Raw genomic sequence first — 16,134 nt, forward strand, 5'->3', positions numbered from 1 at the left:
TCCACGTACGGTTGACGCATGACGAGCATCGGTGGTGCCGAGATGGTCGACTGGAATCTCGCGGTGGCGACCGCGACCCGGCTGGTCCGGCCGGGTCCCGAGGTCAGCCGCGACGGGGCCCGCGCGGTGGTGGCGGAGCTGCGCAGGCATGCCAAGACGTCCGAACGCCACGTGCGCGAGTTCACCCGGATGATCCCCGAGGGCACGGCCGTCCCCGACACCCCCGTCCTCGTCGTCGACCGGGCCGGCTGGGTCAACGCCAACGTGGCCGGCTTCCGCGAGCTCCTCGGACCGCTCCTCGGCAAGATGCAGGACCGCCGCGCCGGCGCCCCCGGCGGAGCCGTACTCGGCGTGGTGGGCGGCAAGGTCACCGGCGTCGAGCTGGGCATGCTGCTCAGCTTCCTGGCCTCCCGCGTGCTCGGCCAGTACGAGACCTTCGCCCCGGCCGGACGCGACCTGCCGGGCTCGGCCGCCGGCGGCGGCCGGCTGCTGCTCGTCGCCCCGAACATCGTGCACGTCGAACGCGAGCTGGACGTGCGCCCGCACGACTTCCGGCTCTGGGTCTGCCTGCACGAGGAGACGCACCGTACGCAGTTCACGGCCGTCCCCTGGCTCCGAGACCATCTGGAGGGCGAGATCCAGACCTTCCTCGGCGCCACGGAGATGGACCCCGCGGCCATCCTGGAACGGCTGCGCGAAGCCGCCCAGTCCTTCGCCGGCGCCCGCCCCGACTCCGAGCAGGGCGACGAGGGGCGCTCCCTGGTCGAACTCGTCCAGACCCCCGAGCAGCGCGAGGTGCTCGGCCGGCTCACCGCCGTGATGTCCCTGCTGGAGGGCCACGCCGACTACGTCATGGACGGGGTCGGCCCCGCGGTGGTCCCGTCGGTCGCCGAGATCCGCGAGAAGTTCCAGCAGCGCCGGGCCAGTGGCGCGGGCCGCCTCGACGCCACGCTGCGCAAGCTGCTGGGGCTCGACGCCAAACTGCGCCAGTACCGCGACGGCGAGCGCTTCGTGCGCGCCGTCGTCGGCGAGGTCGGCATGGACGGCTTCAACCGGGTCTGGACCTCGCCGAACACACTGCCGACGAAGGCGGAGATCGCCAAGCCCGCGGACTGGGTCGCGCGGGTGCACCGCAAGGGCGAATAGGAGCGAAGGGGGGCGACTCAGGGGGCGTAAACATGTCTCACTGGGGGAAGAAGCGTCACCCGTCCGAGGGACCGTGAGGCGTCGAAGGGCGTGCGATGCTCAGGGAACGGCTCGGTTCTGTCACCATCGACGCACTCTGAGTGACAACCCTCAATCTCGCGGGGGCTCCCAGCGGGGGCTCTTCACGGGGCCGGGGCACCGGGCAGCGTCGAACAGCACCGAACAGCAGCCGTTCCAGCACCACACCCCCGTGGGGGCACCTCCCGGCGTCGGCCGGGGGAGCCTCCGAGGCATCCGAACTCCACCGAAGGGCACCGGACATGGGTCCCCATCCTGCGGTCGCGGCGATACGCCTGGCGGTCCGCCGCGTACTCCACGACGTCCTCACCGACCTCACCGACCGTTCCGCCGACACCTCCCGGGCTGCGTCCGGGCGGACCCGCGCCGCCGCGGCCGACTCCCCGCCACTCGTGCTCGTCGCCTGCTCCGGCGGCGCCGACTCGATGGCCCTCGCCTCCGCCCTCGCCTTCGAGGCGCCCAAGCTCGGTATCCGGGCCGGCGGCATCACCGTCGACCACGGGCTCCAGGTCGGCTCCGACCTGCGCGCCGCCGAGGTCGTCACCCGCATGACCGCACTCCGCCTGGACCCGGTGGAGTCCGTCGCCGTGCGCGTCGGCCGTGACGGCGGACCCGAGGCCGCCGCGCGCGACGCCCGCTACGCGGCCCTGGACGAGGCCGCTGACCGCCTGGGCGCGTCGGCCGTACTGCTCGGCCACACTCGGGACGATCAAGCCGAAACCGTCCTGCTGGGCCTCGCCCGCGGCTCCGGCATCCGCTCGCTCTCCGGCATGGCCGAAGTCTCCGGCGGTCCCGGCCGCTCCCACCGCTACCGCCGCCCCTTCCTCCAGATCGACCGGCAGACCGCCCGCAAGGCCTGCATGGTCCAGTCCCTGGCGGTCTGGGACGACCCGCACAACATCGACCCCGCCTACACCCGCTCCCGGCTCCGCCACGAGGGACTGCCCGCCCTCGAAAAGGCGCTGGGCAAGGGAGTGGTCGAGGCGCTGGCCCGCACCGCCCAGCTGTCCCGCGACGACGCCGACGCCCTCGACGCCTGGGCCGCCGAGGCCGAGGCCGGCGTACGGGACGAGGACGGCCGGCTGGAGTGCGCCAAGCTGTACGCCCTGCCCCCGGCCGTCCGCCGCCGCGTGCTGCGCAGGGCCGTGGTCGCGGCCGGTTCCCCCGCGGGCTCCCTCTTCGCCCGCCACATCGAGGAAGTGGACCGGCTCATCACCGGCTGGCGCGGTCAGGGCGCCATCAACCTGCCCGGCAGGGTCGAGGCGCAGCGGCAGGGTGGCAGACTTGTCATCCGGCAGGGCTGATTGGTGCTGAGACACGGCTGAGTCCTCCGGGGGATCCCCCGGAGCCCCGGCCGACAACGAAAGTGATGCGGGTGGACGAGAAGGACATGGGCAGCGACCTCCAGTCGGTGCTCATCACCAAGGAAGAGATCGACGCGAAGCTGGCCGAGCTGGCTGCGAAGATCGACGCGGAGTACGCGGGCAAGGACCTGCTCATCGTCGGCGTCCTCAAGGGCGCGGTGATGGTGATGGCGGACCTGGCGCGCGCCTTGTCCACCCCGCTCACCATGGACTGGATGGCGGTGTCCTCGTACGGCGCCGGGACCCAGTCCTCCGGTGTGGTCCGGATCCTCAAGGACCTGGACACCGACATCAAGGACAAGCACGTCCTGATCGTCGAGGACATCATCGACTCGGGTCTGACCCTGTCCTGGCTGCTGTCGAACCTGGGCTCCCGCCAGCCGGCCTCGCTGGAGGTCGTCACGCTGCTGCGCAAGCCCGACGCCGCCAAGGTTGCCATCGACGTGAAGTGGGTCGGCTTCGACATCCCGAACGAGTTCGTCGTCGGCTACGGCCTCGACTACGCGGAGAAGTACCGCAATCTGCCGTTCGTCGGCACCCTCGCGCCGCACGTCTACGGCGGCTGACGCCGCGGGCCCCGGTCGGGGCCCGCACAGGGGAACCCTGGAACGATTCCTGCCGTTGGAGCAGGGGAAAGCAGTTCTGTCAGCCGTCCCACGAGGCCGCGGGTGACAATACAGGGGTACATTCCGAAGAACAGTCTTTACTCAGAGCAGCATTTACCTACGGGCAGGAGGGACGGGGTGCCCGGCACCCCGTATGGATGGACGTGAAGCGATACTTCCGTGGGCCGGTCATGTGGATCGTGCTGGCCGTCCTCGCCGTGGTCGTGTTGATGAATGTCGTCGGCTCCGGCGGCGGCTACAAGACGGTGGACACCAGCGAGGTCATCAAGGCGATCAACAGTGGCCAGGTGCAGAGCGCCGAGCTCACCACCGGCGACAGCCAGATGATCAAGGTCGAGCTGAAGAAGGACCAGAAGCTCGCCGACAACTCCGGCTCCAAGTTCCAGGCCAACTACATCGGGGATCAGGGCGTCGAGCTCGCCCAGAACCTCCAGACCAAGTTCGAAGCCGGTCAGATCCCGGACGGCTACAAGGTCCAGCCGGACAAGACCAGCCCGTTCCTCAGCGTGCTGCTCTCCCTCCTGCCCTTCGTGCTCATCGTCGTGGTCTTCCTGTTCCTGATGAACCAGATGCAGGGCGGCGGCTCCCGAGTGATGAACTTCGGGAAGTCCAAGGCCAAGCTCATCACCAAGGACACCCCGAAGACGACGTTCGCCGACGTCGCGGGCTCGGACGAGGCCGTCGAGGAACTCCACGAGATCAAGGAGTTCCTGCAGGAGCCGGCGAAGTTCCAGGCCGTCGGGGCCAAGATCCCCAAGGGTGTGCTGCTCTACGGCCCGCCCGGAACCGGCAAGACCCTGCTGGCGCGCGCCGTCGCGGGCGAGGCCGGAGTCCCGTTCTACTCGATCTCCGGTTCCGACTTCGTCGAGATGTTCGTCGGTGTCGGTGCCTCGCGTGTCCGTGACCTGTTCGAGCAGGCCAAGGCCAACGCGCCGGCGATCGTCTTCGTCGACGAGATCGACGCCGTCGGCCGGCACCGCGGTGCGGGCCTCGGCGGCGGTCACGACGAGCGCGAGCAGACCCTGAACCAGCTGCTCGTCGAGATGGACGGCTTCGACGTGAAGGGCGGCGTCATCCTGATCGCCGCCACGAACCGCCCGGACATCCTCGACCCGGCGCTGCTGCGCCCGGGCCGCTTCGACCGGCAGATCGCGGTCGACCGTCCGGACATGCAGGGCCGTCTGGAGATCCTCAAGGTCCACCAGAAGGGCAAGCCGGTCGCTCCGGACGTCGACCTCTCGGCCGTCGCCCGCCGCACCCCCGGCTTCACCGGTGCCGATCTGTCCAACGTCCTGAACGAGGCGGCGCTGCTCACCGCCCGCTCGGACCTCAAGCTGATCGACAACCACATGCTGGACGAGGCCATCGACCGCGTCGTGGCGGGCCCGCAGAAGCGGACCCGGATCATGTCGGACCGGGAAAAGAAGATCACCGCGTACCACGAGGGCGGCCACGCCCTGGTCGCGGCGGCCTCCCCGAACTCCGACCCGGTCCACAAGATCACGATCCTGTCCCGCGGCCGGGCCCTGGGTTACACCATGGTCCTGCCCGACGAGGACAAGTACTCGACCACGCGCAACGAGATGCTCGACCAGCTGGCGTACATGCTGGGCGGGCGCGCGGCCGAGGAGCTGGTCTTCCACGACCCGACCACCGGCGCGGCGAACGACATCGAGAAGGCCACGGCGACGGCCCGCGCGATGGTGACCCAGTACGGCATGACCGAGCGCCTCGGCGCGATCAAGTTCGGCGGGGACAACACCGAGCCGTTCCTGGGCCGCGAGATGTCGCACCCGCGGGACTACTCGGAAGAGGTCGCGGCGCTGGTCGACGAAGAGGTCAAGAAGCTCATCGAGACGGCGCACAACGAGGCCTGGGAGATCCTGGTCGAGAACCGCGACGTCCTCGACAACCTGGTCCTCGCGCTCCTTGAGAAGGAGACGCTGGGCAAGGAGGAGATCGCCGAGGTCTTCTCGACGATCGTGAAGCGCCCGGCCCGCCCGGCGTGGACCGGCTCTTCGCACCGCACCCCGTCGACCCGTCCGCCGGTGCTCTCTCCCAAGGAGCTCCAGCTGACGAACTCGGCGAACGGCACGTCGGCGGGTGCGTCGGCCGTGTCCGTGGAGAAGGACCCCGCGCCGGAGGACCGCGCCGAGTAGCCCTCGGCCGGACCGTCCCGGAATGGATGCCGCGCCCCCCAGGTTCTAGCCTGGGGGGCGCGGCACTTTCGCGTGTCCGCGAGCGCCAGTGCACACAGGAACGAGGAAGAGATGACGGACCCAGTGACCCTGACCGGTGACGAGGGCACGATCGGCGAGTTCGACGAGAAGCGCGCCGAGGCGGCGGTCCGCGAACTCCTGATTGCGGTCGGCGAGGACCCGGACCGCGAAGGCCTCCTGGAGACCCCGGCCCGGGTGGCGAGGGCGTACAAGGAGATATTCGCGGGCCTCTACCAGAAGCCCGAAGAGGTCCTGACGACCACCTTCGACCTGGGACACGACGAGATGGTCCTGGTCAAGGACATCGAGGTCATGAGCAACTGTGAGCACCACCTGGTGCCCTTCCACGGCGTCGCCCACGTCGGCTACATCCCGTCCGTCGATGGCAAGATCACCGGCCTGTCGAAGCTGGCCCGCCTCGTGGACGTGTTCGCCCGCCGTCCGCAGGTGCAGGAGCGGCTGACCACGCAGATAGCGGACTCCCTGATGGAGATCCTGGAGCCGCGCGGGGTCATCGTGGTCGTCGAGTGCGAGCACATGTGCATGACGATGCGCGGGGTCCGCAAGCCCGGCGCGAAGACGATCACTTCGGCGGTCCGCGGCCAGCTCCGCGACCCCGCGACCCGCAACGAGGCCATGAGCCTGATCATGGCCCGCTGACCGGACGTCCACGCCCGGCCCGAGGGCGGTCAGGCGCGGGCCGGGGAGTGGGGGGTGGTGTCGTCGTCTTCCGGGAGTTTCAGGACGTGCTCCAGGAAGAGGGCGGCGGCGATCACGGCCGCGCCCGCCACGACAGAGAAGGCGGCGTACCAGGCCTGGTCGCGGCGGGCGGGTACCTCCAGGCCGTCGGCCAGGAGGAAGACGCCCACACCGCCGTACATGCCCGCAACGAGGGCGGCCACGAGAGCACTGGCCTGGCCGAAGACGACCGCGCGGGCCGCCATCAGCGGTTCCACGCCCTTGGCGCCCGGCCGGCGCTCGCGCTGGGCCTTGAGGCGGGCCCGCAGCGAGAGGGCCGTGGCCAGCAGGACGACCGCGATGACGCCCAGGACGATGGGCGCCGCCAGCGGGACGCCCGGCAGGGTCCCGTAGGCGTTCCACAGCCGGGCGCCCGCCCAGGACAGCACGCCGGCGACGACGAAGATCCCCGCCAGGACCACCGGCCTCAGTTGCTTCACGTGCCGTTCCCCGCTTTCGCTCTCCGCACCACGTCGTCGGCTTCAGCCAGCCACAGGTTAACGACTACTCGGGGAGGCGGAGTTCCAGGTCCGGGCGCGGCGTGACGCCCGTCAGGCCGATTCCGGCCAGGAGGGCCGCGACGGGGCCCTGCCCGGGGATCTGCGCCTCGGGGTCGACGTCGTTCCACGGGGCCAGGACGAAGGCCCGCTGGTGGGCCCGCGGGTGCGGGAGGGTGAGGACCGGGTCGTCGGAGACCACCTCGGCGTACGAGACGATGTCGACGTCGATGGTGCGCGGGCCCCAGCGCTCCTCGCGGACGCGGTCGAAGGCCTCCTCGATGGCGTGGCCGCGTTCCAGCAGGGACGACGGCGGCAGGGTCGTCTTCACGCGGACCACCGCGTTCAGGTACGAGGGCTGCGAGCCGGGCTCGACGCCCCACGGCTCGGTCTCGTAGACGGGGGAGACGGCCTTGACCCGCATGCCCGGGGTGTCGCCGAGGGCGTCGATGGCGCCTTGGAGGGTCTCCAGACGGTTGCCGAGGTTCGCGCCGAGCGCGATCACGGCCCATTTGGGGTTGGACAGGGTCACATCCGCCGCGTCGACCGCCTCGACGACGGATGCGGGCACCGGCTGGACGGTGGGGTCGCTCTGGGCGTTCAGTCCGTTGTTCACACGCGGCTCCGGGTGATCGTGATGGTCACGTCGTCGAAGGGGACGGTGATGGGGGCGTCCGGTTTGTGGACGACGACCTCCACCTGTGCCACCGCTTCGTGCTTCAGGCACTGCTGGGCGATCCGCTCGGCCAGGGTCTCGATCAGGTCGACGGGCTCTCCCTGGACCACGTCGACGACCTCTTCGGCGACGACCCCGTAGTGCACGGTCTTCGCCAGGTCGTCGTCGGCCGCCGCGGGGCGGGTGTCGATGTGCAGCACGAGGTCGACGATGAAGGTCTGGCCCTCCTCGCGTTCCCGGGGGAAGACGCCGTGGTGCCCGCGAGCCTTGAGGCCGCGCAGCGCGACACGATCCACGCGAATCACTCCTGCTTTCGTAGGTGCTTCCGGTCCGGGACTCCCCGGATCCATGGGCCTACGCCGAGTGCGGTCGGCGTCGTCCGTCTTCGAATTTACCTGCGAAATACCCCGGACCCCGCCGGAGGGGTCAGGCGGAGTCCTCTTCTTCGTCGTCGTCGGAGTCCGTCAGGACGGGAGAACCGTGGTGGGACCAGAGCCGCCAGCCGTCCGGTGTGCGTCGGAACACATTCGTGGCGACGACCAACTGGCCGACCAGCGGACCGAGCGCGCCGCCGTCCTCGGCGGGGCCGCCGCTGAGGATGTTCTCCGTACACGTCACCAGCGCGGTGTCACCTATGACGGCGACCTTCGTGTCGGTGAGGAAGAACTGGATGTAGTCGGTGTGGGACATGATCAGCGCGTACGAGCGCAGCACTTCGCCGCGGCCTGAGAGCACCGGCCAGCCCGGGTGCACGCAGGAGATCTCGTCTTCGAGCCAGAGCGCCGACAGTGCGTCGAAGTCCCCCCGCTCCATGGCCTCGTAGAAGGCCGTGTTGACCTCGTCGACGGCTTCGATGTCGGTACGGCTCACCGTTCCCCTCTCCTGGCTGTACGGGCCCCACCACTGGCGGGGCGGATCACAGGGCCCCTTCCACGGCGCGGGCCACCCGAACCGCGTCGGCGGTGGCCCGTACCTCGTGGACCCGTACGGCCCAGGCGCCCTGGTGGGCGGCGATGGCGGACACGGCGGCGGTGGCGGCGTCGCGCTCGCGGGCGGGCGGCGGTGCGGCGTCGGCGCCGGCCAGTACCCGGCCGAGGAATCGTTTGCGCGACGCGGCGACGAGCAGCGGGAAGCCGAGGGCGCGCAGTTCGGGGAGGTGGGCGACCAGGGCCAGGTCGTGCTCGGCGTTCTTGGCGAAGCCGAGGCCGGGGTCGACGAGGAGCCGCTCGGGGGCGATCCCGCCGGCCACGACGGCGTCGATGCGGGTGCGGAGCTCGGCGGTGACCTCGGCGAGGACGTCCTCGTAGACGGCGAGGCTGTTCATGCTGTCGCTGAAGCCGCGCCAGTGCATCACCACGAACGGCACCTCGGCGGCGGCGACGGCCGGGATCATGCCGGGGTCGGCGAGGCCGCCGCTGACGTCGTTGACCAGCAGCGCGCCGGCGGCGACGGCTCGGGCGGCGACCGAGGCGCGCATGGTGTCGACGGAGACGGTGACCCCCTCGGAGGCCAGGCCGCGCACCACGGGGACGACGCGGCGCAGCTCCTCCTCCTCGTCGACGCGGGAGGCGCCGGGGCGTGTGGACTCGCCGCCGACGTCGACGAGGTCGGCGCCCTGGGCGACGAGGTCGAGCCCGCGCTTGACGGCGGCGGTGGTGTCGAACCAGCGCCCGCCGTCGGAGAAGGAGTCCGGGGTCACGTTGACGACGCCCATGACCGCGCAGCGGTCCCAGTCCGGCAGGCCTGCGACCCGGCCCCTGCCGGTGGCCCCGCGCTCGATGTTCATGGCTCCAGGGTAGGGCCGCCGTGCTGACCGGGCGGAACGCGGGCAACGGCGCCCGGCCCCGACCGGGCGGGGAACGCCGAAGCCCGGCCCGCCGGGAGCGGCGGGCCTGGCTTCGCAAGCGGCGTACGGGTCGGCTCAGGCGACCTGGACCTCGCGGTCCGGCTTGGGCTGCGCCGGGACCGTGGCCGCCGGGTGGATGTGGGCGCAGGTGCGCACCGGCTTGGGACGGCGCCGGCTGGCGAACAGCCGGGGCAGCGCCACCGTCACGAAGCCCTCGGCCTGCATCACGGCGAAGCCGATGCGCGGCAGGTCGCTGCTGGTGCGGTAGACCATGAAGCGCGGCTCCCAGCGGGGGCGGAACTTCTCGTTGAACTTGTACAGCGACTCGATCTGGAACCAGCGGGAGAGGAAGACGAGCAGGCTGCGCCACATCCGGAGCACCGGGCCGGCGCCGATCTTCTCGCCGCGGGCCAGGGCCGCGCGGAACATCGCGAAGTTCAGGGAGACCTTCTCGATGCCGAGGTCGGGCGCCTGCTGCAGGGAGGCGACGATCAGCAGTTCGTTCATGCCGGGGTCGGCGGCGCGGTCGCGGCGCATCATCTCCAGCGACATGCCGTCCTTGCCCCACGGGACGAAGTGCTGGATGGCCTTGAGGTCGCCGAACGGGCTGGTGTCGCCCTCCTCGACGCGGTGCGCGGTGGCGATGAAGCAGTCCCCGTCGCCCGGGTCGCCGACGCGGCCCAGGGCCATGGAGAAGCCGCGCTCGGTGTCGGTGCCGCGCCAGGCCTCGGACGCGCCGCGGACCTGCTCCAGCTCCTCCTCGGTCAGCTCGCTGACCCGGCGGACCTTGGTGGTGTAGCCGTTGCGCTCGATGCGCTTCACCATCTGTCGGACGTTGCGCATGGGGCGGCCGGAGAGGGAGAAGTCTTTGACGTCGACGATCGCCTCGTCGCCGAGCTCCAGGGCGTCCAGACCGGTCTCGCGGGTCCAGACCTCGCCGCCGGTCTCGCTGCAGCCCACGACGGCCGGGGTCCAGGAGTGGGCCTTGGCCTCCTCCATGAACCGCTCGATGGCGCCGGGCCAGGCCTCGACGTCGCCGATGGGGTCGCCGGAGGCGAGCATCACGCCCGAGACGACGCGGTAGGTGACGGCCGCCTTGCCGCTGGGGGAGAAGACGACGGCCTTGTCGCGGCGGAGCGCGAAGTGGCCGAGGGAGTCGCGGCCGCCGTGCTTGGCCAGCAGCTCGCGCAGCTTGGTCTCGTCGTCGGCGGTGAGCCGGGCGGCCGGGTGCTCGGGGCGGAAGGCCAGGTAGATGGTGGTGAGCGCGGTCAGCATGCCGAGCGCGCCGAGGGAGTAGCCCACGGTCCAGGAGACCCGGCCCGCGTAGTCGACGGGGCCCTCGATGCCGAAGAGGCCGTACACGACGTGGCTGATCTGCTCGTAAATACCCGGATGGCCGACGACACGGCCCGGGTGGGAGTTGACGATGACCAGGCCGAGGCCGATGGAGCCGGCGCTCATCAGCACGAAGTTGGCGAGCGCCTTCCAGCGGCTGCGCGGGTCCGGCAGTGCCTTGAATTCACCCTGGTGGCGCACGATGAGCCCCAGGAGCACCGCCGCGATGACGACGCTGATGATGGAGTGGCGGTACGTGAACTGCGCCACGGCACCGGCCGGAAGCAGGGCGACGGCGGCCCGCCAGGCACGGCGCTTGCGGCGCTTGAGACCGTGGGCGAGGAGGAGCAGCAGGACGCCCGCGCTGATGGCGAGGGCGGCTGCGAACGGGCCCAGCGAGCCGGGCAGCACCTCGGTGACCGCGTGGATCCGGCTGTGCCGGAACCGCGGGAACACTCCCGCCGCGATGTCCAGAAGGCCGACGATCATGACGGCCGTACCTACGAGCCCTGGCACCGACTCCGGTCGGGGACCGCGGAAGATTCGGCGGACCTGCTTCGGAACCTGTCCCGACTTATCGCCATCTATCCTGCTAGACATCGCTTCCCGTTGCTCCGCGAGAGATCATGTGGCCGAAGGCCGCGACAGCCTCCGGAGTGTGGTGCGTCCACTAGGACGACATCGGGGTCGAGCGGGTTCACTCTTCCGCCGAGAAAAACTAGTCCTGCCATCAGAAAGTCGACTGACTGCTCATGGGTCTCACCAGTAATACGGTTCTGGCGCTGGCCATCATCGCCGGTGTGCTGCTGTTCGCGGCCACGGTGTGGTGCTGGCCCCGGCTCGCGGGCCGCACCTGGCGTGCGATGCTCGGCCGGATCGGCCTCCTGCTCGCGACCCAGCTGGCGCTGTTCTCGGCCGTCGGCCTCGCGGCGAACAAGTCCTTCTCCTTCTACGGCTCGTGGGCGGACCTGTTCGGCCAGCAGACTTCCGTCGGCAAGGTCGTGGACCACTCGATGAGCAGCAAGGACATCAAGGTCGTCGACAAGCAGAAGCTCGACGTGCCGGGCGGCGCCCAGCCCCAGGTGGGCGGACAGATCCTGAAGGTTGCCATAACCGGGCAGAAGTCGAAAATAACGAGCCCGGGGTACGTGTGGCTGCCGCCGGAGTACTTCCAGCCGCAGCACAAGGAGCAGAACTTTCCGGCCTCCATCGTGCTGACGGGCTACCCGGGCACCGCCGAGAACCTGATCAAAGGGCTGAACTACCCGATGACGGCCTTCAAGCAGGCCAAGGCGGGCAAGATGAAGCCGATGATCCTGGTGATGCTGCGCCCGACCATCGCGCCGCCGCGTGACACCGAGTGCGTGGACATACCGGGCGGCCCGCAGACCGAGACGTTCTTCGCCCAGGACCTGCCGCAGGCCATCCAGGACACCTTCCGGGTCGGCAAGAAGCCGCAGAACATGGGCTTCATCGGCAACTCGACGGGCGGCTACTGCGCTCTGAAGATCGCCGCGCACTACCCGGAGACCTTCGGTGCCGCCGCGGGTCTGTCCGCGTACTACGACGCCGCGAACGACGCGACGACCGGCAACCTGTTCCAGGGCGACGACAAGCTGAAGAAGCGTGCGGACGTCCTGCACAGCATCGAGCACAAGAAGCCGTCCGGTACGTCCTTCCTGGTCACCAGCAGCGAGCAGGGCGAGCCGAACCTGGACGACACCAAGAAGTTCATCAAGCTGGTCAAGGGCCCGGACCGGGTCTCCTCGATCATCCTCGACAGCGGCGGCCACAACTTCAACACGTGGCGCCGCGAGATCCCGCCGATGCTGGTGTGGATGAGCAACCGCATCCAGGCCTGACCCCCGGCGGGACGGCCCGCCAGCGTGACCGTGACCGGCCCGACGAGGCCGGTCACACGTCGTTCCGGGCCCTGTTGCCCCCGGCCGCGCGACGCCGTGACCGCGCGACGCCGTGAGCCCGGGCCCCGTGGGTCCTACGCCTCCTGCAACTGAGCCCGGCGCAGGGCCCGGTGGACGCCCTCCGGGGTCAGTACGCCGGCCAGCGCGCCGGTGTCCGGATCCGTGACCCCGATCCGGCCCGAGTCCTCCTGGAGCAGAGCGGCGAGGGCCTCGCGCAGGCTCGCCCCCAGCGCCACCGGTCCGGCCGCCGGAGGCGCTCCGTCCACCGCCGTCAGGTCCGCCCGCTCGACGGGGGTGACGGCGAGCCGCTTCAGGCCCCGGTCCGCGCCGACGAAGGAGGCCACGTACTCGGTGGCCGGGGCGCCCAGCACCGCGGCCGGGCGGGCGAACTGCTCGATGGTGCCCGTGCCGTAGACGGCGATGCGGTCGCCGAGCCGGATCGCCTCCTCCAGATCGTGCGTGACCAGCAGGATCGTTTTGCGCACCGTCTTCTGCAGGGCCAGGAACTCGTTCTGCAGGCGCTCGCGGACCACCGGGTCCACCGCCCCGAACGGCTCGTCCATCAGCAGCACCGGCGGATCGGCGGCGAGTGCGCGGGCGACGCCGACGCGCTGGCGCTGCCCGCCGGACAGCTGCTCCGGGTACCGGCCCCCGTACACGGCCGGGTCCAGACCCACCAGTTCGAGGAGCTCGGCCGCCCGGGCGCGGGCCTTGGCCTTGGGGGTGCCGGTCAGCTGCGGCACGGTCGCGGTGTTCTCCAGCACCGTCTTGTGCGGGAACAGCCCGACCTGCTGGATGACGTAGCCGATGCGCCGGCGCAGCTCGACCGGGTCGGCGCTCGCGATGTCCTCGCCACCGAGCAGGATCCGGCCGGAGGTCGGCTCGATGAGCCGGTTGACCATCTTCATCGTGGTCGTCTTGCCGCAGCCGGACGGGCCCACGAGTGTGACCAGCTCGCCCTCCGCGACCTCGAAGGACAGGTCCTCGACGGCCGTCGTCCCGTCGGGGTAGCGCTTGGTCACATGCTCGAATCGGATCACGGGCCCATCCTCCCCCACCCCGGCATCGAAATTTGTGACGGGAGCATTACCCCCGTACGAAGGATTCCGGCCATTGTCCGCGCCGGGGGTTATGGTCGCTTCCGGCCGTGTCCTTTCGAATGGGTGTGCGCGGCGGAGGCGGGGAGGTGAGGGCATGGACGGGCAGAACTGCCTGGTGGCGAACGACTGGATCTGCTGGGACTACGTCACGTCCCGCTCCCAGGAGCTCACCGACGCCACGCTCCAACACGTGTGGATCACGGGCGTATCGGTGCTCATCGGCCTCGTCGTGTCCCTTCCGCTGGCCCTGCTGGCCCGCCGGGGCCGGCGCTGGGCCGCGCCCGTCCTGGGCCTGACCACCCTGCTCTACACCGTCCCCTCGCTCGCCATGTTCTCCCTGCTGCTCCCGGTGTTCGGGCTGTCCGCCGCGTTGGTGGTGACCGGCCTGGTGCTGTACTCGCTGACGATCCTGGTCCGCAATGCGATGGCCGGCCTGGAAGCCGTCCCCGAGGAGGTGCGGGAGGCCGCACGCGGCATGGGCTACGGGCCCGCGAGGCTGCTGTGGCAGGTCGAACTGCCGCTGGCGCTGCCCGCGCTGCTCGCCGGGGTGCGGATCGCCATCGTGTCCACGGTGGCGCTGACCACCGTCGGCTCCATCGTCGGCAAGGGCGGTCTCGGCAACCTCATCGCCCCGGCGGTCAACAGCTCCTTCAAGGCCCAGGTGCTCACCGCGTCGGTGCTGTGCGTCCTGCTCGCGCTGGTGGCGGACCTGCTGCTGCTCGGCGTACAGCGGCTGCTCACTCCGTGGACGCGGGCGACGCGGGCGCCCCGTGCGCCGCGGGCCCGGCGGACGGCGCCGGCGCCCGCTCCGACCACGAAGGGGGCCTGAGGCGATGGGCGTGCTGGGACGGTCCTGGGACTGGCTGGCGACCGGAGCCAACTGGTCCGGGGAGAACGGGGTGTGGCACCGGCTCGGCGAGCACGTCTACGTCAGCGGCATCTCGCTCGCCATCGCCTGCGCGCTGGCCCTCCCGGTCGGCCTGTGGCTCGGCCACGTCGGCAAGGGCGGGGCGCTCGCCGTCAACGTCTCCAACATCGGGCGGGCCGTCCCGGTCTTCGCCGTGCTGGCCCTGTTCATGGTCTCGCCGCTGCGCAATGCGGGCTATCTGCCCACCATCGCCGCGCTCGTGCTCTTCGCCGTACCGCCGCTGCTGACCAACGCGTACGTCGGCATGCGTGAGGTGGACCGCTCGGTGGTGGAGGCCGCCCGGGGCATGGGCATGTCCGGCGGCCAGCTGTTCTGGCGGGTGGAACTGCCCCTCGCGCGCGGGCTGGTGATGACCGGGCTGCGGTCGGGCGCCGTCCAGGTGATCGCCACGGCCACGATCGCGGCCATGGTCGGCCAGGGCGGCCTCGGCAGGATCATCACCGCCGGCTTCAACACGTACAACACGCCGCAGGTCTTCGCGGGGGCCCTGCTGGTGGCGGCCCTGGCCCTGGTGGTCGAGGGCGTCCTGGTGGCGGCGGACCGGCTGTTCTCGCGCCCGGCGGCGCGCTGAGCCCTCCGGCCCGCGCCGCGCGCCCTCCCCTGTCGTTGGTCGTTCCCACTCCCTTGGAGGAGCAACAGATGAGCAAGTCCACGCGTGTCCTCGGCGCCGTACTGGGGGCGGCGGCCCTGACCGCCTCGCTCGCCGCGTGCGGCGGCGACAGCCTGGAGAAGAGCAAGGACTCCGGTACGGGCGCCTCCGCCCCCGCGGATTCCGGCTCCGGGTCCGGCAAGGGCAAGGTCGTGATCGGCGCGGCCGGGTTCACCGAGTCCAGCGTGCTGGCGGAGCTGTACGCGCAGGTACTGAAGGACGCCGGCTACGGCACGTCGATCACCACGGTGAACAACCGCGAGCTGTACGAGCCCTCGCTGGAGAAGGGCGAGATCGACGTCGTCCCGGAGTACGCGGCCACCCTCGCGGAGTTCCTCAACGCCAAGGTGAACGGATCGAAGGCGCCGGAGGAGAAGCCGGTCGCGTCGAGCGACGTGGCGGCGACGGTCGCGGGGCTGGAGAAGCTGGCCGGCCCGCTCGGCCTGAAGGCGCTCCCGGCGGGCGCGGCGGTCGACCAAAACGCGTTCGCGGTGTCGAAGGAATTCGCCCAGAAGAACAACCTGAAGACCCTTTCCGATCTCGGCAAGTCGGGCCTGAAGGTGAAGATCGCGGCGGGCGACGAATGCGCCGTCCGGCCCTTCTGCGCGCCGGGCTTGAAGACGACGTACGGAATCGACGTGTCCGGCATCGACCCGAAGGGCGTCGGCACCCCGCAGGCCAAGCAGGCGGTCAAGGACGGGGTGGACCAGCTGGTGCTCACCACGACCACGGACGCCACCCTCGACTCCTTCGGCCTGGTCCTGCTGGAGGACGACAAGAAGCTCCAGAACGCCGACAACGTCCTGCCGGTGGTCAACGCCAAGGACGCGGGGTCCCCGGAGATCGCGGCCGCCCTGGACAAGCTGACCAAGGTCCTCACGACCGCCGACCTCGTCGAGCTGAACAAGCGGGTGGACGCCCAGCGCGAGAAGCCGGCGGACGCCGCGAAGGCCTATCTGAAGGCGAAGGGCCTGACGAAGTAGCAGTAGTTACGGGTTTGATGGAGAAAT

At 70.6% G+C, this 16,134-nt stretch carries 16 protein-coding genes; 9 read left to right on the forward strand and 7 right to left on the reverse strand.

From position 1 onward, the window contains the following. Positions 1-18 precede the first annotated feature (18 nt). From OHA65_RS21090 to folE, 5 genes are all read left to right on the forward strand, one after another. Positions 19-1,146 (forward strand): zinc-dependent metalloprotease, encoded by a 1,128-nt coding sequence (locus OHA65_RS21090; RefSeq protein ID WP_327284666.1) that lies wholly within the window; start codon positions 19-21, stop codon positions 1,144-1,146. A gap of 320 nt (positions 1,147-1,466) precedes the next feature. Continuing rightward, positions 1,467-2,528 (forward strand): tRNA lysidine(34) synthetase TilS, encoded by a 1,062-nt coding sequence (tilS, locus tag OHA65_RS21095; protein WP_327284667.1) that lies wholly within the window; start codon positions 1,467-1,469, stop codon positions 2,526-2,528. A 65-nt stretch (positions 2,529-2,593) separates the two neighbouring features. Then, positions 2,594-3,154: a hypoxanthine phosphoribosyltransferase gene (gene hpt, locus OHA65_RS21100; RefSeq protein WP_030158549.1), complete on the forward strand. Its 561-nt coding sequence runs from the start codon at positions 2,594-2,596 to the stop codon at positions 3,152-3,154. A gap of 197 nt (positions 3,155-3,351) precedes the next feature. Continuing rightward, entirely contained in the window at positions 3,352-5,373 is a 2,022-nt protein-coding gene (gene ftsH / locus OHA65_RS21105; RefSeq protein WP_327284668.1) for an ATP-dependent zinc metalloprotease FtsH, read from the forward strand. A 111-nt stretch (positions 5,374-5,484) separates the two neighbouring features. After that, complete coding sequence (folE, locus tag OHA65_RS21110) at positions 5,485-6,093, forward strand: GTP cyclohydrolase I FolE (RefSeq protein WP_030867983.1); 609 nt, start codon at positions 5,485-5,487, stop codon at positions 6,091-6,093. A 29-nt stretch (positions 6,094-6,122) separates the two neighbouring features. Here folE and OHA65_RS21115 read toward each other — a convergent pair whose 3' ends face one another. The 6 genes from OHA65_RS21115 to OHA65_RS21140 form a co-directional block, all read right to left on the reverse strand. Further along, a complete protein-coding gene (locus OHA65_RS21115; RefSeq protein ID WP_327284669.1) occupies positions 6,123-6,611 on the reverse strand; it encodes a DUF3180 domain-containing protein in 489 nt (162 codons plus the stop codon). 64 nt (positions 6,612-6,675) lie between these two features. Continuing rightward, positions 6,676-7,284 carry a 2-amino-4-hydroxy-6-hydroxymethyldihydropteridine diphosphokinase gene (gene folK / locus OHA65_RS21120; protein ID WP_327284670.1) on the reverse strand — a complete coding sequence of 203 codons (609 nt, stop codon included), beginning with the start codon at positions 7,282-7,284 and terminating at the stop codon, positions 6,676-6,678. Beyond that, positions 7,281-7,640, reverse strand: a complete 360-nt coding sequence (folB, locus tag OHA65_RS21125) for a dihydroneopterin aldolase (protein WP_030158540.1) — start codon at positions 7,638-7,640, stop codon at positions 7,281-7,283. The genes folK and folB overlap by 4 nt, the downstream gene beginning before the upstream one ends. Before the next feature lie 130 nt (positions 7,641-7,770). Further along, on the reverse strand, positions 7,771-8,214 hold the full coding sequence (locus OHA65_RS21130) for a nuclear transport factor 2 family protein (RefSeq protein WP_328763327.1): 444 nt from the start codon (positions 8,212-8,214) through the stop codon (positions 7,771-7,773). A gap of 46 nt (positions 8,215-8,260) precedes the next feature. Continuing rightward, positions 8,261-9,130 carry a dihydropteroate synthase gene (gene folP, locus OHA65_RS21135; RefSeq protein WP_327284671.1) on the reverse strand — a complete coding sequence of 290 codons (870 nt, stop codon included), beginning with the start codon at positions 9,128-9,130 and terminating at the stop codon, positions 8,261-8,263. A 135-nt stretch (positions 9,131-9,265) separates the two neighbouring features. Then, complete coding sequence (locus tag OHA65_RS21140; protein WP_329314210.1) at positions 9,266-11,125, reverse strand: phosphatidylglycerol lysyltransferase domain-containing protein; 1,860 nt, start codon at positions 11,123-11,125, stop codon at positions 9,266-9,268. A gap of 152 nt (positions 11,126-11,277) precedes the next feature. Between OHA65_RS21140 and OHA65_RS21145 the strand changes: the two genes are divergently transcribed. Then, on the forward strand, positions 11,278-12,387 hold the full coding sequence (locus tag OHA65_RS21145; RefSeq protein WP_327284673.1) for an alpha/beta hydrolase-fold protein: 1,110 nt from the start codon (positions 11,278-11,280) through the stop codon (positions 12,385-12,387). A 134-nt stretch (positions 12,388-12,521) separates the two neighbouring features. On the opposite strand, the gene OHA65_RS21150 is transcribed toward OHA65_RS21145, so the two are convergent. Further along, positions 12,522-13,487, reverse strand: coding sequence for an ATP-binding cassette domain-containing protein (locus tag OHA65_RS21150; protein ID WP_327284674.1), 966 nt, complete (start codon positions 13,485-13,487; stop codon positions 12,522-12,524). 154 nt (positions 13,488-13,641) lie between these two features. Here OHA65_RS21150 and OHA65_RS21155 point away from each other — a divergent pair, with 154 nt between their 5' ends. The 3 genes from OHA65_RS21155 (at position 13,642) to OHA65_RS21165 (ending at position 16,107) form a co-directional block, all read left to right on the forward strand. Next, on the forward strand, positions 13,642-14,376 hold the full coding sequence (locus tag OHA65_RS21155) for an ABC transporter permease (protein ID WP_405762288.1): 735 nt from the start codon (positions 13,642-13,644) through the stop codon (positions 14,374-14,376). Between the two features lie 4 nt (positions 14,377-14,380). Then, positions 14,381-15,046: an ABC transporter permease gene (locus tag OHA65_RS21160; protein WP_327284676.1), complete on the forward strand. Its 666-nt coding sequence runs from the start codon at positions 14,381-14,383 to the stop codon at positions 15,044-15,046. Between the two features lie 68 nt (positions 15,047-15,114). Beyond that, positions 15,115-16,107 carry an ABC transporter substrate-binding protein gene (locus OHA65_RS21165; protein ID WP_327284677.1) on the forward strand — a complete coding sequence of 331 codons (993 nt, stop codon included), beginning with the start codon at positions 15,115-15,117 and terminating at the stop codon, positions 16,105-16,107. The last annotated feature ends 27 nt before the right edge of the window (positions 16,108-16,134 follow it).

The sequence above is a fragment of the Streptomyces sp. NBC_00045 genome, assembly GCF_045041095.1.
In the GTDB taxonomy this organism is placed as follows: domain Bacteria; phylum Actinomycetota; class Actinomycetes; order Streptomycetales; family Streptomycetaceae; genus Streptomyces.